This is a genomic window from Yersinia thracica (assembly GCF_902170565.1).
Taxonomy (GTDB): domain Bacteria; phylum Pseudomonadota; class Gammaproteobacteria; order Enterobacterales; family Enterobacteriaceae; genus Yersinia; species Yersinia thracica.
In genome coordinates, this window is record NZ_CABHXX010000133.1 from 25785 (window position 1) to 49720 (window position 23936).

Below are 23936 nucleotides of genomic sequence, written 5' to 3' on the forward strand. Positions count from 1 at the left end.
CGCCCTGTTATTGAGGTAAATAATCAGGCCTGTTCTTCGCGCAGACGTTGCGCCGCCAGAACCATGTTTGCCAGTGCCTGGCGAGTTTCCGGCCAACCGCGGGTTTTCAAACCACAGTCCGGGTTAACCCACAGACGTTCCGCTGGGATACGCTGGGCGGCTTTGCGTAATAAAGCTTCAATCCATTCCACACTTGGCACATTCGGTGAGTGAATATCATAAACGCCGGGCCCAATTTCATTTGGATAAGCGAAATCTTCGAATGACTCCAGCAGTTCCATATCTGAGCGGGAAGTTTCGATGGTAATCACATCCGCATCCAGTGCAGCAATGGAATCCATGATGTCATTGAACTCGCAATAACACATATGGGTGTGAATTTGAGTATCGTTTTGTGCAACCGCAGCATTCAATTTAAAGGCATCAACCGCCCACTGTAGATAAGCTTGCCAGTCCGCACGGCGCAGCGGCAGGCCTTCGCGCAGCGCTGGCTCATCAATTTGGATGATACCGATACCGGCCTTTTCCAAGTCTTCTACTTCATCGCGCAATGCTAACGCAATTTGTTTGGCAATGGTTTCACGGCTGACATCTTCGCGCGGGAATGACCAGCACAGTATAGTCACCGGCCCAGTCAACATGCCTTTTACCGGTTTGTCTGTCAGAGATTGAGCATATTTAGCCCATTCAACAGTAATGGCTTCAGGGCGGCTGATATCACCAATAATGACTGGCGGCTTAACACAACGTGAACCGTAGCTCTGTACCCAACCATTTTGCGTAAAGACAAAACCGTCCAGATGCTCGCCGAAATATTCCACCATGTCATTACGTTCAGCTTCACCATGCACCAGCACGTCCAGACCCAAACGTTCCTGCTCTGCAATAGCTTGCTTGATATGCTCGCTAATGCCGGTGCGGTAGTTTTTGCCGTCCAGCCGGCCTTGCTTGAAGTCCAAACGCAAGCCACGGATCTCGGTGGTTTGTGGGAATGAGCCAATGGTGGTGGTCGGCCAGGCTGGCAAGTTAAAGCGCTTACGCTGAGCGGCCGCACGTGCTTCATAAGGCAGTTGACGTTCAATATCTTGCGCCGTGATGGCCGCCAAACGCTGCTCTACTTGCGCGTTATGCACACGGCTGGAAGCCCGGCGGGCGCGGATTGGTGCGCTATAAGCTGCCAACTCAGCCAGTTTGGCTTCGGTCGGTGCATTCAGTGCTTGTGTGAGCAGCGCCAGCTCGGCACATTTTTGCAGGGCAAAGGCAAACCAGCTTTTCACTTCTGCATCAAGGCGAGTTTCTTCACTTAAATCAATTGGGCTGTGTAATAAGGAGCAAGAACTCCCCAGCCACAGCAGACGGCTATTGACCAGTGGTTGCAAGCGCTCGAACCAGTGACTCAGATCCGCACGCCATACGTTACGACCATTAATTACGCCCAGTGATAACAACCACTCTTTTGGCAGTTTTGCATTCAGGTCATTAATATCATCCTGACCAGCAACGACATCAACATGCAAACCTTGTACTGGCAGAGCGCGAATGGTGTCGAGGTTATGGCCGATGCTATCGAAATAGGTGGTCAGCAGCAATTTAACCTGGCCCTGTAGCGCCTGATAAGCCGGTTGGTAAGCACCCAACCACTCTTGTGGCAATTCCAGCACCAATGCCGGTTCGTCAATTTGCACCCACTCGATGCCGCGTTTTGCCAATTCAGCCAACACTTGCTGGTAAACCGGCAGGATATCTTTCAGCAATGAGAGGCGGTCAAACTGTTCACCTTTCACTTTACCCAGCCACAGATAAGTGACCGGGCCAAGCAGTACCGGCTTGATTTTGTGGCCTAATGCTAGCGCTTCGTCCACTTCATCCAACAGTTGAGTCCAGCCCAGTTTGAACTGCTGACCCTGTTGGAACTCGGGCACCATGTAGTGATAGTTGGTATTAAACCATTTGGTCATTTCTGCCGCTGCGGCTGGTGTACCGGTGGGGGCGCGGCCACGGCCAATACGGAATAAGGTATCTAAATCAATCGAACCATCAGCATTCTGATGGCGCTCTGGGACATTACCCAGCAGCAAACTGGTGGTCAGGACATGGTCATACCAGGCAAAATCACCCACTGGCACTACATCAACGCCAGCTTGTTGTTGCTGCTGCCAATGGCGGGCGCGCAATTCACGACCCACATTGAGCAATTCTTCTTGCGTGGAGTTGCCTGCCCAGTAACTTTCTTGTGCTTTTTTCAGTTCACGTTTCAGACCTACACGCGGAAAACCCAGTGTGTGATTTAAAATTGTCATCGTCTTATTTCCCATTTAGCCATCCAGATGTTTACACATCCATAATCAGCAGGTACTGTATTAATCACAAGCGCAATTTGTTCACTATCACTGTGAAGGACTCTCATGATCGAACTGAAACACTTACGCACCCTACAAGCTTTGCGTAATACCGGCTCACTGGCGGCAGCGGCAACACAGCTTCATCAGACCCAATCGGCGTTGTCCCACCAATTCAGTGATCTGGAACAGCGCCTGGGTTTTCGTCTGTTTGTGCGTAAAAGTCAGCCGTTACGTTTCACGACACAAGGTGAAATTCTGTTACAGCTGGCAGAACAAGTGTTGCCGCAAATCAAGCAAGCACTGCAAACCTGCAACGAACCACACCAAACCGCGCTGCGTATCGCCATCGAATGCCACAGTTGTATTCAGTGGCTCACACCGGCGCTGGATAGCTTCCACAAGAACTGGCCGCAAATATCTATGGATTTCAAATCAGGTGTGACATTCGATCCACAGCCTGCCTTGCAGCAAGGGGAGCTGGATTTGGTGCTGACATCTGATATTTTGCCGCGCAGTGGCCTGCACTATTCGCCGATGTTTGATTTTGAGGTGCGCCTGGTACTGGCTCCCGACCACCCATTGGCCAATAAAACCCGCATCGAGCCGGAAGATTTGGCGCAAGAAGTGTTAATGATTTACCCAGTACAGCGCCAACGGTTAGATGTCTGGCGGCATTTCCTGCAACCGGCAGGGGTCAACCCCTCACTGAAAAATGTCGATAACACCTTGCTGCTGATTCAAATGGTTTCGGCCCGGATGGGGATCGCCGCCTTGCCACATTGGGTGGTAGAGAGCTTTGAACGTCAGGGATTGGTGGTGACGAAAACACTGGGGAATGGTTTGTGGAGCCGGTTATACGCCGCCGTCCGTGATGGAGAGCAGCGCCAACCGGTCACTGAAGCTTTTATTCGTTCGGCCCGCCAACACGCTTGCGAGAGTCTGCCGTTTGTAAAGAATGCGGAGCGACCCAACGCCGGTGTACCCATAACGAAGCCATTATCACAATGGCCCCAATGATAAAGCTGGGCCAATGGGGTTTCTCTTGCCAAATGGCCAGATTCACCAGTAACCCAGCCGGAACATGCACATTATTCATGATACCCAAGGTGCCAGCATCGACTTGCGTCGCACCATAGTTCCACATGAAATAGCCCAAAGCCGAGGCGCCGACACCGAGCCACACTAGCACGCCCCATTGCAATGATGTGGTCGGCAGTTTTTGCGGATTGCCGAAAGCAAACCAGGCGATGATGGCGACGACCAAAGCGCCAACATAGAACCATGAAAAGGCCACATGCTGCGGGATCGGATGAACTTCCATCAGCCTTTTGTAGCCCACTTGCCCGATGGCGAAACAGATATTGGCCGCCTGAACCAATATCAATCCCCACCAGAAATGTTCGCTTAGATGGTCATAACGAATGATTGCCGCCCCGACCACTGCCAGCAAAGCACTCAGGGCATAGCTCCACCGTAGGCGCTGACGCCGCAACAAATCATAGATCAATGTGACATACAGTGGGGTCATCACGGTGAAGAGCAAAAACTCCGGCACGCTGAGGTAGAGATAGGCGCGGAAGCTGAACAAGTACATGATTCCTAACTGAATTGCACCCACCGCCATATACAGTAAAATCACCCGCCAGTGGATATTGCGCCAGCGCAGGAAAGGCAAAAAGACCAGCGCCGCTAGCCCGACACGCATCAGCACAGAGAACCAGCTATCCACCTGCCCGGCCAGATATTCGCCAATCAGGCTAAAAGAGAAAGCCCATAAGATGGTGGTGATAATCAGTAAAAACACAATAAATTGGCTCAATAGGATGACAATGCGCCATTGTAGCGGAAGCGGGATAGAATTTTTGCACGGAGTGGGTTTACATCTGGACAATAATAAACCAAACGAATCATGCCCGCAGCCAGGAGCATGATTCGCTGGTGAAAACTCATCTTCTGCGGTTAAGACATCCCGACACCAATAATGGTCAGAATCAATGGCGTGGTGACTGCGGCCAAAATCGTCGACATCACTAAACTGGCGGCAGCAGGGCCGGTCAGCACATTAAATTGGCGCGACATCAGATAGACATTGACGCCAGTTGCCATTGACCCGAGCAATACCACCACCTGTGTTTCCAGCACCGGTAAATTCATCGCCCACGCCAGCGCCCATATCACCATCGGCTGCACAATCAGCTTGAGAAAACAGATGGCACTGCTGATTTGCCAACCTTCACTCACGCGGTATTCCGCCAGCCCCATGCCCAGAACAATCAATGACAACGGCGGTGCCACCTGCCCCAGCATAGTAACCGGTTGGTCAATAAACTGCGGTAATTGCAAACCGGTCAAGCTGAATAATGTGCCGGAAATAATACCTATAATCAGGGGGTTGGTCAGTACACTGCGGGCCGTTTTGACAAAACCGGCTAATGTCGGTGAACCATTACGCGCCCATTCCACCGAAATGGTCACTAATGTCCACAAAATCAGGCCGTTAAACACCAAAACTAGCGCCACTGCCGGGATAGACTGTTCCCCCAGCATGAGGGTGGCGATAGGCAGCCCCAACATCACGTTATTGGAAAAAATCCCGCCGAGGGCAAACACTGAACCGGACACGCCATCCAGATGAAAGACTCGGCTGGCAATAATGCGCCCGATAATAAATACCACCAGACAACTGCCAAAAAAGGCAATCAGCAGGCGAGCATCAACCGCAGGGCGCTCGGAGAAATCGCACATCATGCGAAACAGCATGGCGGGCAGCGCGAGGGAGAAAACAAAGCGGGTCAAACCATCAGTAATGGTGGATGGCCACTGACCAAATCGCACCAAACAGTAGCCCAGAGCAAGTAAAACAAACAGCGGTGAAGACAAGACAATTTGGTGCCAGAGCGAAATAACAAAGGCGGGCATGGTTCACTTCCTGTCAAGCCGGGCCGGGTCAGCCCGTAAATGTAAGAATGGCTGACCTGCTCTGTTTCCTGTTCTGTTTATATCAAAGTCATTGGAGTTAGAGGTAGGCAGCAAACGAGCTAATCCCGATGAGCATACTGACTTTAAAATCAACGACAAGTATGTTATTCGAGTGAGTGAGCGCGGCTAACACCCCTGTAGCTTCAAGGATGAGGATATATTAAATCTATACGGTCAGTACAGATACAATCAACGCCCCAATTTAACAATTCCTGCGCCCGCGCCGGTTGGTTGACGGTATAGACCAAAATACGCAATCCCGCGGCTTTGAGGAGCGCCACCCGCTCTGCTGTCAGTTGTTTGTGATTGATATGCAAAGAAACGCAATCCAACTCACGGGTCAATGCTTGCCAATTATCATCCCATTTATCCAGCAATAAACCGCGCGGTAGCTCAGGTGCGGCTTGCTGTGCTGCGGCTAATGCATCAAACGAAAATGACGATAACAAGGGCGGAGTCGCCTGACCTTGCCACAAGAGGCGCGCCGCCAAAGCAATGGCCCGACCGGTAGGGATTTCAACACCGCTGGTCGGTTTGATTTCAATATTAGCCGCCATGCCATACTGAGCACAGCGAGCAGCCACCTCAGAAAGCAGAGGCAAGCGCTCCCCCTGAAATGCCGGGCTGTACCAGTCACCGGCATCCAACTGAATCAGCTTTTCCCAGGGTAAATCTCCGGCCACCCCCCAGCCATTGCTGGTGCGATCCAGTGTGTCGTCATGCAGGAGAAATATCTGGCCGTCTTGCGATAGCTTGGCATCAAACTCAATCATTTTGTGGCCGTGATGCGCGCCCACATCAATGGCTGCCAAGGTATTTTCGGGTGCTAATGAGCCGCCGCCGCGATGGGCAACCAGGGTAGGATAAGGCCAGTTTTTACTCATGATTCCATCCGTAGTCCGCTTTCTGAATCAAAAAAGTGTAGCGCCGCAGGTGGTAGATACAAATACAACACACTGCCCGCCGTGGGCATTTCTTCATGGGATAAACGGGCAATAACACTCTGACCGCCCCACTGCCCATGCGCCAAATTATCCGCGCCCAATAACTCGAGTGTTAATAAGGACATCGGCACACCCTGCGCTGAGGTTTTTTGCTGAGATACCCTTTGCTGAATATGCTCCGGACGGATACCCAGGGTCAAGCGCCTTTCTGCCCATTGGGGTCGCGGCACTTCCAGCGGCAGAGTCATGCCATCGGCTAAAATAAAGGTGTGCCCGTCCGAACTGACGGTTCCGGCGAGCAGGTTCATCGCCGGTGAGCCGATAAAACTGGCGACAAACAGGGTTGCGGGCCGTTGATAGACTTCACTTGGCGTGCCAATTTGCTCCGCCACGCCTTTGTTCATCACAATCACCCTTTGGGCGAGGGTCATGGCCTCGACCTGATCATGAGTTACATACAAACTGGTGGTTTTTAACCGGCGATGCAGCTGTTGTAGCTCAAGGCGCATCTGTACCCGGAGCTTAGCATCCAGATTAGACAATGGCTCATCGAATAGAAACACCGCCGGTTCGCGCACAATCGCACGGCCCATCGCGACCCGTTGGCGCTGACCGCCGGATAACTCGCGTGGTTTGCGTTTCAGCAGCGGGCCTAGCTCCAGAATTCGGGCCGCCTCATCGACGCGCTGGCGGATCTGCTCTTTGCCAAAACCACGGATTTTCAGACCATAAGCCATATTGTCAAACACACTCATATGGGGATAGAGCGCATAGTTCTGAAACACCATGGCGATGCCACGATCTTTGGGTTCCAAATCGGTTACCCGCTGATTATCAATATAAATATCGCCGCCGGTGGTGCGCTCAAGACCCGCGACCATGCGCAGCAATGTCGATTTGCCACAACCGGATGGGCCGACCATCACGATAAACTCGCCATCCGCGACATCTAAATCAATCTGCTTGATAACTGGCGTTACGCCGTCATAAGATTTGGTTACTGCTTGAAGCTTTAAACATGCCATATCAGGTTACTTCTCACTGTCTACCAGGCCGCGAACAAACCAGCGCTGCATCAGAAGGACCACCGCAACCGGTGGAATTAACGTCAAAATCATCGCTGCCATCACCTGATTCCACTGGGTTGGAGCGCCCGAACTGGAAATCATGCTTCTTATTCCCGCGACCGCCGTGCCCATAGAAGCATCGCTGGTAATCAGGATTGGCCAGAGATATTGGTTCCAACCATAGATAAAAGTGATAACAAACAGTGCCGCCAGATTGGTTTTGGACAGCGGCAAGACGATGTCCCAGAAAAAGCGCATGGCACCCGCGCCATCAATACGCGCGGCTTCCAATAACTCATCCGGCAAGGTCATGAAGAACTGACGAAACAAGAAAGTTGCGGTAGCGGACGCCATCAGCGGCAGAGTCAAACCGGTGTAGCTGTCCAGCATGTCCAGGTTGGCAATGACTTGAATAGTCGGGAAAATTCGGACTTCCACCGGCAGCATCAGGGTCAAGAAAATCAACCAGAAAAACAGATTGCGTAGCGGGAAACGGAAGTAAACGATGGCATAAGCAGACAACATTGATACCGTGATTTTGCCGACGGTAATCGCAAACGCCATCACAAAGCTGTTAAACAACATCAGCCCAAAGGGGGCGCTATTATTGCCCACCCCGGCATGCCAAATATGGCTGATGTTCTGCCATAAATGTGGCCCCGGAATCAGGGTCATGGGCACCTGAAACACCTGAGTGTCATCCAGAGACGCCGCGACAAAAGCCACATACAGCGGGAACAGGATCAATAGCACGCCGATAGTCAGCATGACATGGCAAAAGATATCCAGCCCACGGCGATTCTCAATCATTGGTAACGCACCTTACGTTCAACAAAGCGGAACTGGATAACCGTCAGGCCAATCACCAGCAACATCAAAACAACTGACTGAGCCGCTGAACTGGATAAATCCAACCCGGCAAAGCCTTCGCGGTAAATTTTGTAAATCAGGGTGGTGGTCGCTTGCATCGGGCCGCCGCCTGTCGCCGCATCAATAACCGGGAAAGTATCGAAGAAGGCATAAACCAAATTCACCACCAGCAAGAAGAAACTCACCGGCGAAATCAGCGGCAGCACCAGATTGAAGAAGCGGCGAACTGGCCCCGCCCCATCAATAGCCGCAGCCTCAACTAATGAGCGCGGGATCGATTGCAGTGCGGCAAAGAAAAATAAAAAGTTATAACTGATTTGTTTCCATACAGAAGCCAACACCACCAGAAACATCGCCTGCCCACTATTTTGTGCGTGATTCCAGTTGTAACCCAGCGTGGCAAGAAAATGGGTTATCAGCCCCAGCCCCGGATTGAACAAAAAGATCCACAACACCGCAGCCACGGCGGGGGCGACGGCATAAGGTAAAATCATTAAAGTTTGATAGATGCGGCTGCCCCGTAAAACGTAATCCACCATCGCCGCCAAGAATAGCGACACCACCAGACCGATGCCCGCCACCAGCGAGCTGAAAATTAGCGTGGTATAAAACGAAGCTAAATAGTATTCATCGTGAAACAGCGCTATAAAGTTACTCAGCCCGACAAACTGGCTGGAGAGGCCGAATGGGTCCAGCATTTGCACCGAATACCACAGCGCTTCGCCCGCTGGCCATAAAAAGAAAACAGCGGTGATGGCCAGTTGCGGTAATACCAACAGGTAAGGTAACCAACTACAGGAAAAACCGGGACGGGAAGATGACATAGAATTAACCGTTTATCTGACGTGGATTGATTAGCACCAGAGCGCCAATCGAAAACGCCATGTCCTGATTCAATACAGCACAAACTATTTGACGTTACTGGCGCAGGCAGTTTGGGGGCGGCCAGCGCACAGGTCCCTGAGCGTACACATCGTACGTGAGGAGACCGAGCACAGCCCAACCCCAAACTGACCAGTAAAGTCGTCAAATAACCTTACTTATTTGTTTGCTCGAAGCGGCGCAACAACACATCACCTCGGGACACCGCGGTATCTAATGCTTGCTGTGGCGTTTTCTTGCCAGTCCAAACGCCTTCCAGCTCTTCGTCTACCACAGTACGAATTTGTGGCATATTACCCAGACGCAAGCCCTTGGTGTACGGCAATGGCGGCTTGTTCAGCATTTGGCGAGTGGCAACATCAGCACCTGGATTCTTGTCATAGAAACCCTGCTGCTTCGTCAGTTCATAAGCGGCGGTGGTGATAGGCAAGTAGCCCGTTTTCTGGTGCCATTCGGCAGCAATTTCCGGTTGGGTCAGGAATTGCAGGAATTCAGCCACGCCCTTATAAGTATCTTTATCTTTACCCTCCATCACCCACAGGCTAGCCCCACCAATAATGGCGTTTTGTGGCGCGTTTTTCTCATCGGCATCGTAAGGCATCATACCCACGCCATAGTTAAATTTGGCGTAATGGCGGATATCGGCAAGAGAACCAGAAGAGGCGGTGGTAATGGCACAGTCGCCGTTATAGAACTTGGCGGTCGATTCATCTTTGCGGCCAAAATAGGTAAAATCACCTTTTTTGTTCATATCCGACAGCAATTGGATATGTTTAACCTGCACGGGTTTGTTGAATTCCAATACGGCATCAGTGCCATCAAAACCATTATTACGGCTGGCAATTGGCTGACCATGCCAGGCGCTGAAGTTTTCAATTTGAATCCAACCCTGCCAACCGCTGGCGTAACCACAAGTTGCCCCCGCGGCACGTAATTTAGCGGTGTCTTCGGCCAGTTCTTGCCATGTTTTAGGCGGTTGATCTGGATTCAGACCCGCTTTCTTAAATGCATCTTTGTTGTAATACAGCACGGGTGTAGAGCTGTTAAACGGCTGAGATAATAAATGGCCGGTTTTGGCATCGGTGTAATAACCCGCAACCGTTGGGACGAAGACGGATTCATCAAACTTAATATCGGCGTCTTTGAATACCTGGAATACCGGTTTGATAGCCTTACTCGCCATCATGGTTGCGGTGCCTACTTCATAGACCTGCAAGATGGCCGGGGCTTTCCCTGATCGGAAAGCAGCAATACCCGCCGCCAGACTTTGTTCGTAGTTACCTTTATAAACCGGTACAATTTTATAATCGGTATGCGACTGGTTAAAGCGATCAGCTAATGAGTTAACTTCGACCCCTAACTCCCCCTCCATTGAATGCCAGAAAGGAATTTCAGTGACCGCCATCGCATTGGCACTGAATGCCAAGGTTAGCGCGACACAAATCGACGTTTTACGAATAGTGTTGTTAAACATATCTAGCCCCTGAATAAATCTGTATGGCTCATCTCAATTAACTGCGGTGAATGAGCGAAATAAATCAGTTTTTGTTCGAAAGCAAACATGACACTGTTTCATGACAGAAATATAACTTTCAGATGACATAAAAATGACAAGAAATCTGGCGGGTTAAAATTGAATTGCAGGTTAATGAAACGAGTTATTCGCTCAAAAAAACAAATAGTGATTGATAAAGCAGGAGGAATACAAATATAAACCTGGTATTTATTCAATAACCTTTATTTTATTATTTCTTTTCCTTAAAGCAACCAATTAATTATTGAGGTGGTCTCATGTGGCATGTTAGGGTTATACCCGCTTTATGGTTGGAAATGTATTAATATATCAACATTAACACCCTAGGATTCATTAATATTATATACATTAACCATATAAAGCATCAGACATAAATAATGCCTTCCATATTGGAACGGATTAACTTAAAGGATTAACTACTAGGTATTTATGATGAAAAAGACTCTATTATCTATTATGACTATGGCAGTTTTGGCGAGTAGCACCGTGGCTCATTCAGCAGTGGAAGAAGTATCTATACCAGTTGAAGCAGATGTTCTTCCTGTTGTGGGCATAGTTGATGTTACTACGGGGTTACCATTAACACAGGTGACTAAATTGGTAAAAGATCCTGCTTCTCTTGAACATGCAGTGACCATGGGTGTTGTATTACTTACCAATGGTCATCAAAAAGCCGACGTTAAAATCAAGAATCCATTAGTTCTAGCAAACGCTACTATGGGTGAAGAGCTTATCACGAAAGATATAACATTAGCCGGGAAAGCTTTAACTACTCAGAATACCGAATTTGATGCGGGAGATATAAACATCCCTCGAGAGCTAACAATTGTAGTTGAAGAGATGGCAGGTGGGGCTAAGGTTGGTACATACACAGGGAATCTTGAACTGACTGTAGAATCTAAACCTTAATTCCAACATAGTTATCATATTTTTATTAACACATACAGCCAAGAGATTATTTTCTTGGCTGTATGGCCTTTGACATAAATATATAATGTAATGGTTTAATAACAACCAATGATGAATAAAATATATTAGTCGAAGGGATCTATTTCTATAGCTAACGAGTGGAATGGAATCCATGACAAAGGTCATAAGCGTTAATAAGGTAATGATATCTATTTTGTCATTATCCTTATTTGACTCAGCTTCTGCACAAGATATAACCATCGAACATCTAGTCCCAGTTGGGTTCTCAGAGGTAGAAGAAAATAATAATACTGCGCAGTTATTGGGTATACTTGATGGGAAAACATTACCCAGCCCACTATTTTTCTCCGAAGATAAACAGCAATTAAGTTTCGATAAACAGAAATATCGTAATAACCAGATTGATGAACCCTCTATCACATTACTATCACAGATAGTACCGCAAATTCCGTATTTACAGTGCCAACATGGCTGTGATTATGTCCTATCAGGCCATCGTGTTATTTTAGATAAAATCAATCATGTAGTGACCATAACCCATATTAGCAGCCGCTATCTGATGCCCACAACCACGTGGGGGCTGGTGCATAACCAATATATTGATCTGCGCACCACCGCAGAAAACTACCGGGCGGTATCAGCCCGTGGACAAGGTTATCTGGGGCTACCTTGGCAATCTTATGGCTTTGCTCAGTGGTTTTATAACACTACCCGTTCGAAGAACAATTATCAGTTCACCGACCCATCACGATACAGACACCAGACTGACAAGGGTATCGATAGTTGGTATTTGCAAAAAAACTTTCAAGCCCTCTATTTACGCGCAGGCAAGCAAAATAATATTGATAACAGCGCGGGCAGTATTCATACCCTGATAAATCCGTCTTTAGACCAATTCGTCACCTTAGGTAGCCAAAGCTATTTAGCCTTTGATAAACCTTCGGCAGGTAGTTTAGTGCTATATGCGACTGTCGATGGTGATTATGAAATCTACCGAGATAATCAGCTTATCCGCCGTATTCCCGCGCAACTGGGTCGCAACGAAATTGATTATAACCAACTGCCCGGCGGCTATTACAACGTTGAAATCCGTTTGGTAGACAACACCGGACGCCTCGTCAGTCAAGAAAGCCAAACCATCAGCAATATCAGTACGCAAACCAATTATGGCTGGTTCCTGACCATGGGCCAAGGAGCCATTCACAACAAAAACAATCCCCACTTGGTGCAATTTGGCCGCAGCATGGAGCTAAAAAGTGTTCAAACCAATTTCACACTGCTGCAAGATAATGCTCGTCACTGGGCAATCGAGGGGAATTTCTCGCGGCCACTGGGTTTAACCCCTCTTAATATCACCCCCACGCTGGGTGTGATGTCTGGAGAGAAACACAGCGGTGGCTATCTGCGTTTAAGTGGCGGAAATCCTGTGTTGGGGTACTTTTCTATGGCCCGTTATCAAGCGCCAGATGTGACGACATACACATCAACTATGGGCAGCACATCAGCTTCTTATAGCCGCCGTTTGGGGCCAACACAACTCAGTTATCAATTTAATAAATATAAAAACAACCAACAGCATCGTATTCAAAGTAGTTGGAATTGGCGGCAACCGCAGTTTGGGCTGAACCTGGCCCTTGGCATGCAAAAAGGTGGGCAATGGAACAGCCAAAATAACTACGGTGTCTTTCTAAATAGCACGCTGTCCTTCCGCCAAAGTAGTGCCAGCATCAACAGTGCTTATGCCCGACAACAATTAACCACCAGCGCCAGTTATCAAAAAGAGTTCACCGATAACCATGGCATCAGCTCTCTGGGCGTCAATGGCAGCACCAGCGGGAAAACTCACAGTATCGGTAGCTTTGCTCACCGTAGTGGGAGCCGTGGGGATATTTCTGCCCGAGTGGGTATTGATAACAAGATAGCCAATGGCGGGATCAGCTATAACGGTATGCTGGCCATCAGCCCAGAAAAAATGGCATTAGGCCGCAGCAACTATAGCGGTTCTGTATTACTGATAGAAACACCAGACTTAGCAGATATCCCTTATAGCTTCCAGGCTGAAAACCACCCGATAGCTGGCGGCGGCGTCTATGCCATACCGGTTCCCCGCTACCAGGATCGTTTCTTTGTCCGAACTCACAATGACCGTAGTGATCTGGATATGCACATCCAACTGCCAGTCAATATTGTTCGCGCTCACCCCGGTCAGGTCTTTACCAGCAAAGCCAATATCGCCTTTGACATGCTTTACAACGGTTTTCTTAAAGACTCACACGGGCAACCTGTTAGCGGGATAGTTCAAGAAACCGGTGATGCTGTTTACACCAATGGGCTATTTGCCATTAATTCGAATGTGATATTGAAAAACATTACGGTTAAAAATGACTCAGCCAGCTACCACTGCGATATGCGTCAGAAACATGGCCACACCTACGTTTGTCACCCCGATTAATACCGACAGGAATTACCATGAAATACAACAAGTTACTGTGCTTTTTTGTTTTATTATTGGCCCCTACCAGTGCGACTTTTGCGCAATTAGTGGCGACCCCCGCCCGCATGACCATAGAGGCAATGGCTCAGCACCGGACAATACAAGTTTATAACAGTGGTGATAAACCACTTTATTTGGATATCTCACTGCAACGGGTGGAAAATCCTGGGGTAAGCCCAGAGCAAAAGACACTGATCAGCGATATTGCTCAACCTGAAATGATTTTCAACCCTAGCCGGATTACCTTAGGGCCAAAACAAAAACGGGACATAAAGTTGCTGCCGTTAAAATCTCCAGTTCAGGAAACCTTATACCGTCTGTATGTTGACCCAGTAGTTAATATCAAAGCCGTAGGAGAAGGTGATAAAGGCAAAATCCATGCACCAATGACCATCAGTATTGGCTATGGTTTGCTTATCCATCATGTTCCTCCCAGAGCAGCACAAATTCGCCATTGGCAGTATCAATGCATACCTGACGGCCTGATGCTCAGTTCCACCGGTAGCGTTCACAACAAGTTTGAACAGCTAAAATCACAGGATAACTCTGCACTGACCGACAGCCTGAATTTGTACCCTGGTACGCCGATTACATTATCAACCAAACAACTTAGCGGAAAAGTAGATAATGAACCCTTTACTCTTCGTTGTGACTAGCTTGCTGTCGTTCTGCGCTCGTGCAGCAATAGATATACAGCCGCATGTATTGGAAATGCAGCAGGCCAGTGCGGTGGTAAATGTGATCAACCACGGCCCAACGACGGAGTACATTACGATTGGGTTGTTTCAGATCAATAATCCCGGCGTATCTCCTGACCAGGAATCATTAACTTTTGTTGGGGAGCAGCCACAACCATCGTTATTTGCCGTGCCCGCCAAACTGACTCTCGGCCCTAAGCAAAGCGGCAGAATATTACTTAAAGCACTGCAACCACCCGATAAAGAACAACTTTATCGGTTATCCGTAGTTCCTGAAAAGGATCTACGGATTAGTGGAGACCAGGGAGCAATATTGGGTGTGCAGCTAAGTTATAGGGGGCTGGTCAGGCACCTGCCAGTGTCACTGCAACCCCAATGGACGCATCACTGTGTCGATGGGAAAGTGAAATTACAGAACATCGGCAATATACGTCTACAGTGGCATCAGTTAAAAACCCAACAAGGGGAAATAGATAATTTTAATCTCTATCCCGATCAGCATCGGCAACTGACTGCCAGCAATGTTCAAGGGATGATTGAGGATAAATTATTCAGCTTGCAGTGCTCTGTGAGTTAAATATAAAGGAGTGTTATGAACATGATAAGAATAGCAGCCATATTACTATTATTTCCTTTGCAAGCCGCTGCTGAAGGTATTCCAATTCCATTAGGGGACATTTATATTCAATTGGAAGTTACGGCACAGCCCAGAATTGAGGTAGAGAAACCGCAAGGTGGCTGGTACAGCAGTATAAAATTAGATAATAGCGAAGAAAATCAATCACTTTTTCAGGCAAAAGTCCCAGTAACGGTAAAACTTCGACGACAAGATGGGTTTAAGATTGCCATTAAAGATCAGTTAATACTTATTCATCAAAATAAACCAGAACTGACTTTCTCACCGGCCAAAGTAAGCTGGGGGAAGGATCAGGGTAATCTATCTTTATTATCAAATATCCCACAAGTATTTACTGTTAATAAAGGAACGGCCAGCCAAACTAAAAATGACTATATATTGCATGTTTCTGCGCTGGCACCCACTGAGAAAAATACCGTAGGGAAATATCACGGCCAGCTAACATTAATCTTTGAAACAAATAGCTGAAAGTCATGGAGAGACACTGAATGAATGCTAAAATAAAAAAATTATTTATAGGGGTGTTACTGTTTATATTACAGCCGGCGGCTATGGCTGAGCACTATTATTACGACTACGTGAAAAACTATTCTAATTGCTCAATAAAAATGTCAGGTGATGACAAAGTGGAGGTTGGCTATACGGTGAACTTAGCTCCAGATTTTGATCGGGCTACTCCCGAAAATATTATACAGTGGAATAAATTAATTAATATTCCAGATGAAGATCTGAAAAATGCTTCATTAGATCCAGACAACCCTCTTATTTTGATTTATGCTTATAATACTGATGGTTCAAAGATTGAGATTACAACTCAAGATGTTCATAATGCATCGGTCCAAAACCGAACCCATGGGGTCTATCGTATATTATTCACACTTAACCTCAATACCCTTAATAGAAATATCAGAGTAGCCGCAGGGATTGGACACACCCTTAAATCTGCTAATAAACAGCAATATCCTCTGCACTCATTAAAAGGTATTTCTTTTGGCCCGTCAGGTGATCAATGTGAACCCTTTGATTATCAAGCAAACATCGCACCACAACCATTAAAGGTTGATCCTGAATTTCGTTTAGCCTCGGCATTTTGGCAATTCATTGATGTCGATCTGGATCGTTTACTCGATAGCGGAGCAACAGGTTTGCGTATATTACCGCGTAAGAGCTCTACCGATAGTTTTTGTATTACCTACCGTACTGTGGGGATACAGAATACCCGCTATATGATTAGTGCCAACAATAGCAATGGATTATCTGCCGACGGCAAGTATTTTCAATTCAAAAGAAAAGAAAAGACTATTAACTATAGACTAATTTTATCGGGTAATAACGGTCAATACAGTCCATACTTACCCTTAAGTAAATCATTTATGCTATTGGAAAATGGTAATAGCAATACGAAGCAGATGTGTTGGTCACCCGAAATTAATCTTTTTAGCACTGACACCACCGATAAAGGTTTTTATAGCGATACGCTGAATTTTACCATTACTCCTGAAGCATAAAGTTCATAAATAAGGCCCGAATAGGGGCCTTATAAAAGCATATTTCGTCAAACAACCAAATACCTAACCACCTAAATAAGCAGAGCGCACGGCTTCATTCGCCAGTAAGGCAGCACCGGTATCTTCCAGAACAATACGCCCATTCTCTAGCACATAGCCTCGGTCAGCCAATTTCAGCGCCTGATTGGCATTCTGTTCAACTAAGAAGATTGTCATCCCCTCTTCCCGCAGCTGTTGAATAGTATCGAATATTTGTAAAATGATAATCGGCGCCAGCCCCAAAGACGGCTCGTCCAGCAGTAACAATTTAGGCTGGCTCATCAACGCGCGCCCAATCGCCAACATTTGTTGTTCACCACCAGACATGGTACCAGACCGTTGAATACGGCGTTCAAACAGCCGCGGAAATAAGTCGTAAACCCGCTCAATACGTTGCTGATATTGCTGACGATCAGCAAAGAACCCGCCCATTGCAAGGTTCTCTTCAACCGTCATACGGGAAAATACCCGTCTCCCCTCCGGCACAATGGCAATCGCCTCACGCATAATACGCGCGGTTTGCCAGTCCGTAATATCCTGCTCGCCGAAAACAATGCGGCCCTCGGTAGCTCGCGGTTCACCACACAAGGTGCCCAACAGGGTGGTTTTACCCGCACCATTGGCGCCAATCAATGTAACTATTTCACCTTGCTGGATGTGCAGACTAACCTGATGCAATGCCTGAATTTTGCCGTAATGAGCGGAAACTTTATTAAATGACAACATGTTATGTTTATGCCTCGCCCGTTTTTTTATTTACCTAAAAATACTTTTACTTAAAAATAAGTTATTCGCCCAGATAGGCCCGGATCACATCCGGATTATTACGGATTTCTGCTGGTAAGCCCTGCGCCAACGGGGTTCCCTGATTCACGACATAAATACGATCAGAAATCCCCATCACCAGTTTCATGTCATGCTCAATCAGCAATACAGAAACTTGATGTTGATCGCGCAGTTCCATAATCAATTGATTCAGTTCATCAGTTTCTTTCGGGTTCAGGCCAGCTGCCGGTTCATCTAGCATTAATAGCTCAGGGCGGGTCACCATACAGCGGGCAATTTCCAAACGCCGTTGCTGACCATAAGCCAGATTCCCTGCCTGCCGGTTAGCCAACTCCAATAATCCGACCCGCTCCAACCAAGTTGCGGCACGTTCCAGTGCATCGGCCTCTGCCCGCCGAAAACCCGGCGTTTTCAGCAGGCCAGCAAACACACCACTTTTAAGATGCTGATGCTGTGCCACCAGCAAGTTCTCAACCACCGTCATTTCACGGAACAAACGCACGTGTTGAAAAGTACGAATCACCCCCATCCGCGCAATAACCTGCCCTGGCAACCCTTCAATATGGCGATCACGTAATTTAATCGTGCCACCCGTCGGGCGATAAAAGCCAGTCAGGCAGTTAAATATTGTAGTTTTACCGGCACCATTCGGACCAATCAGTGAGACAATCTCACCATGATTGAGATTCAGGCCAACATTGTTCACCGCCAATAACCCGCCAAAGCGCATCGACAGCCCTTCAACCGCTAACAAAGGTTGCGTATTCATGCTTGTTCCCCCTGTTTAGCTTTGATATCGGCGACTTTCAGCTTCAATTGCGGCCGTTTCATCGGTAATAGGCCCTGCGGACGCCAGATCATCATCAACACCATCAATGCACCCAACAACAACATACTGTACGCATTGAGGTCGCGCATTAATTCACGCGAAACCACCAGCAATACGGCCGCCAGAATAACCGCGAACTGTGACCCCATCCCGCCTAATACCACAATCGCCAATACAAAAGCCGATTCCACAAAAGTGAAAGACTCAGGGCTAACAAACCCTTGTCGAGCAGCAAACAGCGTGCCCGCAAAACCGGCAAAAGCAGCACTGATGGTAAATGCGGTCAGCTTGATTTTAGTTGGGCTCAGGCCCAATGAGCGGCAAGCAATTTCGTCTTCGCGCAATGCTTCCCAAGCCCGGCCCAGCGGCATGCGGAGCAACCGGTTAATCACAAACAAAGTCAGGATCACCAGCAACAGCGCCACCAGATAGAGGAAAATAATACGGTCACTTGGGTCATAAGTCAGGCCAAAGAAATTATGGAAAGTATCCCAGCCGCCGTCTTTCGCGGTGCGACTGAATTCCAAACCAAACAATGTCGGTTTAGGAATTTGGCTAATTCCATTCGGCCCACCGGTAATTTCAGTATTATTGAGCAGCAAAATACGCACAATCTCACCGAAGCCCAGTGTCACAATCGCCAAATAATCCCCACGTAGGCGTAAAACAGGGAACCCGAGCAGGAAGCCAGACAGTGCCGCGACAATCCCCGCCAGAGGTAAACTCTCCCAGAAACCCAAACCGTAATAGTGATTCAGCAGAGCATAGGTATAAGCGCCAATAGCATAAAAACCCCCGTAGCCCAGTACCAGCAAGCCTGATAGCCCGACTACAACGTTCAATCCCAGCCCTAGCATGACGTAAATCAGTGTCAGGGTGGCGATATCTACCGAACCTCGGGAGACCAAAAATGGCCAGGCTATTGCGGCAATAATAATCGCAGCCGCCAATAATTTCTGGCGCGGGGTGGTGCCGTCAAAACTGGGTAATACCCATGCTGGGCCAGAGACTTTTTTAATCCCTTGCTGGATGAACGGCCGCACTAATTGGAAGAAAAACACTACGATGCAAGCTGCGCCAATCCACAACCAGCGCACCTCTGAAGCCCCTTGCACTATAAGCTTGGTGCCGTCTAACTGCAGCTGCAATCCCATCACAAACGAGGCGAGGACGAGCAAAACAAAACTGGAAATAATGGCGTTAAGGAAGTTGAGTTGTTTCATACCTTTTCAACCTCCGGACGGCCTAAGATCCCAGTAGGCATCACTAATAACACAACAATCAGCAGCGCAAATGAAACTGCATCTTTATATTCTGTGCTGAGATACGCAGAAGTTAATGCTTCGGCCACCCCCAGAATCAAACCACCGATCATCGCACCCGGAATACTGCCGATCCCGCCTAACACTGCTGCGGTAAATGCTTTCATGCCAGCCATAAAGCCGATGTATGGGTTAATGACGCCATAAAACTGCCCCAACAAGACCCCGGCGACGGCGGCCATTAGCGCACCGATAACAAAAGTCAGTGAGATAACCCGGTCAGTATTAATGCCCAGCAGACTGGCCATTTTTAAATCTTCAGCACAGGCGCGGCATGCGCGGCCCATACGGGAATAACGGATAAAGAGTGTCAGCGCCAACATGGCCAGGAAGGTGACTATCCAAATGGTCAACTGCATGGTACTGATGGTTGCGGCAAAGCCATTGGTTTCAGCCAACGTCCACTGGCCAGTAACCAAACTCGGTAGAGCCAGATCCCGCGAGCCTTGATTTAGGCTGACGTAGTTTTGCAGGAAGATAGACATCCCGATCGCCGAGATCAACGCGATCAAGCGCTTAGAGCTACGAACCGGTTTATACGCCACCCGTTCAATACTCCAGCCATAAGCACTAGCAATAACAATTGAGACGAGAAAAGCAGAGCCTATCAATAACCAACTGGCATCAATCCCCACCATCATCAATGCGGCAATCACGATAAAGGAGACGTAGCTGCTGATCATATACACTTCGCCGTGGGCAAAGTTGATCATGCCGATAATGCCATACACCATGGTGTAACCAATGGCGATCAGTGCATAAGTGCTACCCAACGTAACCCCGTTGAACATCTGTTGCAGGAAATAAAGAAACTGCTCTGACATACCCTAACCCTTTGATTCACTTGCCTGGCTGCCCTAGCCAACTGCACCAAATCTACTGTGTGCAGTGAGGAAAAATCCCCCCGAAACTTGGGGGGACACAGTTGGTAAAAGGGGCCGGATTGCTGCAACAGCAACCCTACAACTTGATGATTCTAATATTATTTGACTGCGGTGGATGAACCATCCGCATGCCATTCAAAAATACCGAATTCAAACCCTTTCAAATCGCCTTTCTCATCCCAGCTCAGCGGCCCCATCACTGTTTCCACCGGCTTACCGGTTTTCAGATCTTTGACCAAATCAGCAGGTTCTTGGCTACCACTCCGCTCCATCGCGGTAGTCAGCGATTGCAGCGCAGCATAAGTTGTCCAAACGAATGGGCCGGTTGGGTCGAGTTTCTTCGCTTTCAGCGCATCAACAATAGGTTGGTTAGCAGGAACCTGATCATAACGTTTTGGTAAAGTGACCAGCATGCCTTCAGAAGCATCACCCGCGATGTTAGACAGTGAGGAGTTACCCACGCCCTCTGGGCCCATAAAGCGGGCTGTCAGGCCAGCTTGCTTAGCCTGACGCAGAATTTGCCCCATCTCTGGGTAGTACCCGCCGAAATAAACAAAATCGACATTCTCTTTCTTCAAGCGAGCAACCAAGGTAGAAAAATCTTTATCACCTGCGGTCACACCCTCAAACAGCACCGGTTCTGTACCTTGCTTTTTCAGGCTATCGCGCACGGAGCGCGCCAAACCTTCGCCATATTGCTGCTTATCATGCACTACAGCGATACGTTTAGGTTTGATGGTTTCAAGGATATATTTAGCCGCAGTTGGGCCTTGATCAGAATCCAGACCGGTGGTCCGCATGATCATTTTGTAACCACGGGTGGTCAGATCAGCATTGGTTGCAGCAGGGGTGATCATAATCACGCCTTCATCTTCATAAATATCTGAAGCAGGCTGAGTTGAAGAGGAGCACAGGTGGCCGATAACGTAACGAATGCCATCGTTAATCACTTTGTTGGCAACAGCTACGGCTTGTTTCGGGTCGCAGGCATCATCATATTCCACGCCGACCAGCTTATCGCCATTAATTCCGCCTTTGGCATTGATATCAGCAATCGCCTGACGTGCACCGGTAAATTCCATGTCACCGTATTGGGCAACCGGGCCAGACATCGCGCCAACAATGGCAACTTTGATGTCTTTCGCCAGCACAGAATGGCTCATCGCCATTGCTATACACCCAGCCAGCAACATTTTACCTTTTGTTAATTTCATCCGCGAATTCCCCATCTGTCATTGTGAACGTGCTTGTTGTGTTGGTCTTAACGTTTTATAGCACCGTAACGTTTTATTCATAAGTAATAATGATTTAGTCTCAAAAGCGATGCTTTTTTCTAATAAGACTTTATTTTTCATGCCATTAAACAGGAGTTTTATGCTGTAAATCAACTGAGACAAGCAGAAACAAGCGGTGTAAACAGCATAAAATTAGGATTAAATTGAATGGGTTTTGCACAAATACTAGTGAGTTGTGCTGGTTATGTGATCATTTACTCTGTTAAAACTCGGAAAATGCAGTAGCGAAAAAACATTTTCCCCCATGAACGTACAGAAAAACTTACACAACTCTCTGACCCATGATCTAGTACAATAAACCACAGCCCTATAACCCTTACATTTCTGCGGTTTATCGACGATGAAACTGACTATTGAACGTTTAACAAACCTTACTCATCAGGACCTTATCGATTTAGCTAAAATTTGGCCCGAACAGCAACAAACCAGTTGGCTGCAATGGATTAATGACGGCAAGCCACTCTTCGCTGCGCGATTTAATGAGCGTTTGTTAGGTGCAGTGAAAGTTAAGGTAGATTGCCAACAGGCTGAGCTTGAGGACTTGTGTGTCAGGGAAGTGACGCGCCGGCGCGGCGTCGGGCTTTATCTGATTGAAGAAACATTGCGTCAGTTGCCCACAATTCAACAGTGGAGTTTGAGTGATAAGCAAGTCACGGTGACAAACTACGCAGCAATAGACGGCTTTCTGCGTGCCTGTGGCTTTAGCCGTAATACGCAGGGTTGGCAGCGATAACTTTCTAAATCATGGCTGTGCCGTAAATACCAGAAAAGCAAAAGGGCGATATCAATATCGCCCTTTTTCGAATCACACAGCATCGATGTCGCTGTATTAGGCTTCAATAGCCATTCGTAATTTTTTCATCGCGTTCTTTTCAAGCTGACGAACACGTTCAGCAGATACACCGTACTGATCAGCCAGCTCCTGCAACGTAGACTTGTTGTCATCGTCCAGCCAACGAGCACGAATAATATGCTGGCTCCGCTCGTCCAAGCCTTCCAATGCATAAGACAATTTGTCTGCCGCGTGATTGTCCCAATTATCCTCCTCGATGCCATCTGCAAAGTCTGAGGTTTTATCCTGCAAATACAGGACCGGCGCCATAGATTGGCCATCACGTGCTTCATCATCTGGAGATGGGTCGAAAGTCATATCCTGTGCGGACATGCGTGATTCCATCTCACGAACATCTTTACTGGTCACACCCAGTTCTTTGGCAACCAGCTCGACTTCATCTTGGTTAAACCAACCCAAACGCTGCTTAGTTTTACGCAGATTAAAGAATAACTTACGCTGAGCTTTAGTAGTCGCAACTTTGACAATCCGCCAGTTACGCAAAACATATTCATGAATTTCTGCTTTGATCCAGTGTACTGCGAAAGACACCAGACGCACCCCGACTTCAGGGTTAAAACGGCGAACCGCTTTCATCAAGCCAATATTACCTTCCTGAATAAGGTCAGCCTGTGGCAGTCCATACCCAGAATAGTTACGGGCAACATGAGCAACAAAGCGCAGGTGAGACAGGATTAGCTGTTTAGCCGCCTCCAGATCGCCCTGGTAATGCAGCCGTTCAGCCAGTTCCCGCTCTTCCTCTGCTGTCAGCATTGGATAGGCATTGGCAGCCCGAATATAGGCTTCCAGACTACCTTGGGGTACTAAGGCTAAAGTTTGCATTTCTTTGGTCATTCGAAACCCTCTCATTGCATGTTTATACCCGTCATATTTCAAACCGCAGGTTTGTTGGCTGCTTGCGTTCACCCGAATCACTTACTGATGTAAGCTCATCGTGATTATCTTACTTGCCGCCTTCCTGCAACTTGTAATCTATTGGGTATATTAAATAGTGCAGATTTCTCTCAACGCCAATATTTTAGCACCTGCTTAAGCAGATTCAA

The 23936-nt window shown here is 47.8% G+C and carries 22 protein-coding genes; 8 read left to right on the forward strand and 14 right to left on the reverse strand.

What is annotated here, in order from left to right; genetic code table 11:
* Positions 1-23: 23 nt before the first annotated feature.
* The gene (gene metE, locus FTA91_RS18195) at positions 24-2300 is read right to left on the reverse strand and encodes a 5-methyltetrahydropteroyltriglutamate--homocysteine S-methyltransferase (protein WP_072082656.1); all 2277 of its coding nucleotides are present in this window, start codon (positions 2298-2300) and stop codon (positions 24-26) included.
* A gap of 105 nt (positions 2301-2405) precedes the next feature.
* On the opposite strand from metE, the gene metR reads away from it, so the two are divergent.
* On the forward strand, positions 2406-3359 hold the full coding sequence (gene metR / locus FTA91_RS18200; RefSeq protein ID WP_050115136.1) for an HTH-type transcriptional regulator MetR: 954 nt from the start codon (positions 2406-2408) through the stop codon (positions 3357-3359).
* On the opposite strand, the gene FTA91_RS18205 is transcribed toward metR, so the two are convergent.
* The 7 genes from FTA91_RS18205 to ugpB all read right to left on the reverse strand — a co-directional run bounded on the left by FTA91_RS18205 (position 3247) and on the right by ugpB (position 10558).
* The gene (locus FTA91_RS18205; protein ID WP_050115270.1) at positions 3247-4146 is read right to left on the reverse strand and encodes a carboxylate/amino acid/amine transporter; all 900 of its coding nucleotides are present in this window, start codon (positions 4144-4146) and stop codon (positions 3247-3249) included. The genes metR and FTA91_RS18205 overlap by 113 nt on opposite strands.
* A gap of 155 nt (positions 4147-4301) precedes the next feature.
* Positions 4302-5261, reverse strand: a complete 960-nt coding sequence (locus FTA91_RS18210) for an AEC family transporter (RefSeq protein ID WP_050115137.1) — start codon at positions 5259-5261, stop codon at positions 4302-4304.
* A gap of 203 nt (positions 5262-5464) precedes the next feature.
* Positions 5465-6205 carry a glycerophosphodiester phosphodiesterase gene (ugpQ, locus tag FTA91_RS18215; protein ID WP_050115140.1) on the reverse strand — a complete coding sequence of 247 codons (741 nt, stop codon included), beginning with the start codon at positions 6203-6205 and terminating at the stop codon, positions 5465-5467.
* Positions 6202-7290: a sn-glycerol-3-phosphate import ATP-binding protein UgpC gene (locus tag FTA91_RS18220; protein ID WP_050115141.1), complete on the reverse strand. Its 1089-nt coding sequence runs from the start codon at positions 7288-7290 to the stop codon at positions 6202-6204. Before FTA91_RS18220 ends, ugpQ begins: the two co-directional genes overlap by 4 nt.
* Before the next feature lie 6 nt (positions 7291-7296).
* Positions 7297-8142 (reverse strand): sn-glycerol-3-phosphate ABC transporter permease UgpE, encoded by an 846-nt coding sequence (gene ugpE / locus FTA91_RS18225; RefSeq protein WP_145583739.1) that lies wholly within the window; start codon positions 8140-8142, stop codon positions 7297-7299.
* Entirely contained in the window at positions 8139-9026 is an 888-nt protein-coding gene (ugpA, locus tag FTA91_RS18230; RefSeq protein WP_050115145.1) for a sn-glycerol-3-phosphate ABC transporter permease UgpA, read from the reverse strand. The genes ugpE and ugpA overlap by 4 nt, the downstream gene beginning before the upstream one ends.
* A 212-nt stretch (positions 9027-9238) precedes the next feature.
* Positions 9239-10558, reverse strand: coding sequence for a sn-glycerol-3-phosphate ABC transporter substrate-binding protein UgpB (gene ugpB / locus FTA91_RS18235; RefSeq protein ID WP_050115148.1), 1320 nt, complete (start codon positions 10556-10558; stop codon positions 9239-9241).
* Between the two features lie 492 nt (positions 10559-11050).
* On the opposite strand from ugpB, the gene FTA91_RS18240 reads away from it, so the two are divergent.
* From FTA91_RS18240 to FTA91_RS18265, 6 genes are all read left to right on the forward strand, one after another.
* Positions 11051-11527 carry a CS1 type fimbrial major subunit gene (locus tag FTA91_RS18240; protein WP_186377381.1) on the forward strand — a complete coding sequence of 159 codons (477 nt, stop codon included), beginning with the start codon at positions 11051-11053 and terminating at the stop codon, positions 11525-11527.
* Positions 11528-11699: 172 nt separating this feature from the next.
* A complete protein-coding gene (locus FTA91_RS18245; RefSeq protein ID WP_050115151.1) occupies positions 11700-14000 on the forward strand; it encodes a TcfC E-set like domain-containing protein in 2301 nt (766 codons plus the stop codon).
* Between the two features lie 17 nt (positions 14001-14017).
* Positions 14018-14698 (forward strand): fimbrial biogenesis chaperone, encoded by a 681-nt coding sequence (locus FTA91_RS18250; protein ID WP_050115153.1) that lies wholly within the window; start codon positions 14018-14020, stop codon positions 14696-14698.
* Positions 14670-15317, forward strand: coding sequence for a hypothetical protein (locus FTA91_RS18255; protein ID WP_050115155.1), 648 nt, complete (start codon positions 14670-14672; stop codon positions 15315-15317). Before FTA91_RS18250 ends, FTA91_RS18255 begins: the two co-directional genes overlap by 29 nt.
* Before the next feature lie 15 nt (positions 15318-15332).
* The gene (locus FTA91_RS18260) at positions 15333-15845 is read left to right on the forward strand and encodes a fimbrial protein (protein WP_145583743.1); all 513 of its coding nucleotides are present in this window, start codon (positions 15333-15335) and stop codon (positions 15843-15845) included.
* Between the two features lie 20 nt (positions 15846-15865).
* On the forward strand, positions 15866-16885 hold the full coding sequence (locus FTA91_RS18265) for a hypothetical protein (RefSeq protein ID WP_050115159.1): 1020 nt from the start codon (positions 15866-15868) through the stop codon (positions 16883-16885).
* Positions 16886-16948: 63 nt separating this feature from the next.
* Here the strand turns inward: FTA91_RS18265 and livF are convergent, their stop codons facing one another.
* The 5 genes from livF to FTA91_RS18290 all read right to left on the reverse strand — a co-directional run bounded on the left by livF (position 16949) and on the right by FTA91_RS18290 (position 21959).
* On the reverse strand, positions 16949-17650 hold the full coding sequence (gene livF, locus FTA91_RS18270; RefSeq protein ID WP_038638294.1) for a high-affinity branched-chain amino acid ABC transporter ATP-binding protein LivF: 702 nt from the start codon (positions 17648-17650) through the stop codon (positions 16949-16951).
* Positions 17651-17711: 61 nt separating this feature from the next.
* Positions 17712-18479 carry a high-affinity branched-chain amino acid ABC transporter ATP-binding protein LivG gene (gene livG, locus FTA91_RS18275; RefSeq protein WP_050115161.1) on the reverse strand — a complete coding sequence of 256 codons (768 nt, stop codon included), beginning with the start codon at positions 18477-18479 and terminating at the stop codon, positions 17712-17714.
* Positions 18476-19762: a high-affinity branched-chain amino acid ABC transporter permease LivM gene (locus FTA91_RS18280; RefSeq protein WP_038638289.1), complete on the reverse strand. Its 1287-nt coding sequence runs from the start codon at positions 19760-19762 to the stop codon at positions 18476-18478. Before FTA91_RS18280 ends, livG begins: the two co-directional genes overlap by 4 nt.
* Entirely contained in the window at positions 19759-20685 is a 927-nt protein-coding gene (gene livH / locus FTA91_RS18285) for a high-affinity branched-chain amino acid ABC transporter permease LivH (protein ID WP_004391347.1), read from the reverse strand. Before livH ends, FTA91_RS18280 begins: the two co-directional genes overlap by 4 nt.
* A 158-nt stretch (positions 20686-20843) precedes the next feature.
* A complete protein-coding gene (locus FTA91_RS18290; RefSeq protein ID WP_004391346.1) occupies positions 20844-21959 on the reverse strand; it encodes a branched-chain amino acid ABC transporter substrate-binding protein in 1116 nt (371 codons plus the stop codon).
* 421 nt (positions 21960-22380) lie between these two features.
* Between FTA91_RS18290 and panM the strand changes: the two genes are divergently transcribed.
* Positions 22381-22773 carry an aspartate 1-decarboxylase autocleavage activator PanM gene (gene panM / locus FTA91_RS18295; RefSeq protein WP_050115165.1) on the forward strand — a complete coding sequence of 131 codons (393 nt, stop codon included), beginning with the start codon at positions 22381-22383 and terminating at the stop codon, positions 22771-22773.
* Positions 22774-22869: 96 nt separating this feature from the next.
* Here the strand turns inward: panM and rpoH are convergent, their stop codons facing one another.
* Positions 22870-23727: an RNA polymerase sigma factor RpoH gene (gene rpoH / locus FTA91_RS18300; protein WP_025379881.1), complete on the reverse strand. Its 858-nt coding sequence runs from the start codon at positions 23725-23727 to the stop codon at positions 22870-22872.
* Positions 23728-23936 lie beyond the last annotated feature (209 nt).

Bases quoted from the DNA above. Each gene is read 5' to 3' on its own strand.
- metR (WP_050115136.1), top strand. From the start codon at position 2,406: ATGATCGAACTGAAACACTTACGCACCCTACAAGCTTTGCGTAATACC.
- FTA91_RS18250 (WP_050115153.1), top strand. From the start codon at position 14,018: ATGAAATACAACAAGTTACTGTGCTTTTTTGTTTTATTATTGGCCCCT.
- FTA91_RS18210 (WP_050115137.1), bottom strand. From the start codon at position 5,261: ATGCCCGCCTTTGTTATTTCGCTCTGGCACCAAATTGTCTTGTCTTCA.
- livG (WP_050115161.1), bottom strand. From the start codon at position 18,479: ATGAATACGCAACCTTTGTTAGCGGTTGAAGGGCTGTCGATGCGCTTT.
- ugpB (WP_050115148.1), bottom strand. From the start codon at position 10,558: ATGTTTAACAACACTATTCGTAAAACGTCGATTTGTGTCGCGCTAACC.
- ugpQ (WP_050115140.1), bottom strand. From the start codon at position 6,205: ATGAGTAAAAACTGGCCTTATCCTACCCTGGTTGCCCATCGCGGCGGC.
- metE (WP_072082656.1), bottom strand. From the start codon at position 2,300: ATGACAATTTTAAATCACACACTGGGTTTTCCGCGTGTAGGTCTGAAA.
- FTA91_RS18280 (WP_038638289.1), bottom strand. From the start codon at position 19,762: ATGAAACAACTCAACTTCCTTAACGCCATTATTTCCAGTTTTGTTTTG.
- FTA91_RS18260 (WP_145583743.1), top strand. From the start codon at position 15,333: ATGAACATGATAAGAATAGCAGCCATATTACTATTATTTCCTTTGCAA.
- panM (WP_050115165.1), top strand. From the start codon at position 22,381: ATGAAACTGACTATTGAACGTTTAACAAACCTTACTCATCAGGACCTT.
- FTA91_RS18220 (WP_050115141.1), bottom strand. From the start codon at position 7,290: ATGGCATGTTTAAAGCTTCAAGCAGTAACCAAATCTTATGACGGCGTA.
- ugpE (WP_145583739.1), bottom strand. From the start codon at position 8,142: ATGATTGAGAATCGCCGTGGGCTGGATATCTTTTGCCATGTCATGCTG.
- FTA91_RS18240 (WP_186377381.1), top strand. From the start codon at position 11,051: ATGAAAAAGACTCTATTATCTATTATGACTATGGCAGTTTTGGCGAGT.
- FTA91_RS18245 (WP_050115151.1), top strand. From the start codon at position 11,700: ATGACAAAGGTCATAAGCGTTAATAAGGTAATGATATCTATTTTGTCA.
- FTA91_RS18290 (WP_004391346.1), bottom strand. From the start codon at position 21,959: ATGAAATTAACAAAAGGTAAAATGTTGCTGGCTGGGTGTATAGCAATG.
- FTA91_RS18265 (WP_050115159.1), top strand. From the start codon at position 15,866: ATGAATGCTAAAATAAAAAAATTATTTATAGGGGTGTTACTGTTTATA.
- livF (WP_038638294.1), bottom strand. From the start codon at position 17,650: ATGTTGTCATTTAATAAAGTTTCCGCTCATTACGGCAAAATTCAGGCA.
- rpoH (WP_025379881.1), bottom strand. From the start codon at position 23,727: ATGACCAAAGAAATGCAAACTTTAGCCTTAGTACCCCAAGGTAGTCTG.
- FTA91_RS18255 (WP_050115155.1), top strand. From the start codon at position 14,670: ATGAACCCTTTACTCTTCGTTGTGACTAGCTTGCTGTCGTTCTGCGCT.
- livH (WP_004391347.1), bottom strand. From the start codon at position 20,685: ATGTCAGAGCAGTTTCTTTATTTCCTGCAACAGATGTTCAACGGGGTT.
- ugpA (WP_050115145.1), bottom strand. From the start codon at position 9,026: ATGTCATCTTCCCGTCCCGGTTTTTCCTGTAGTTGGTTACCTTACCTG.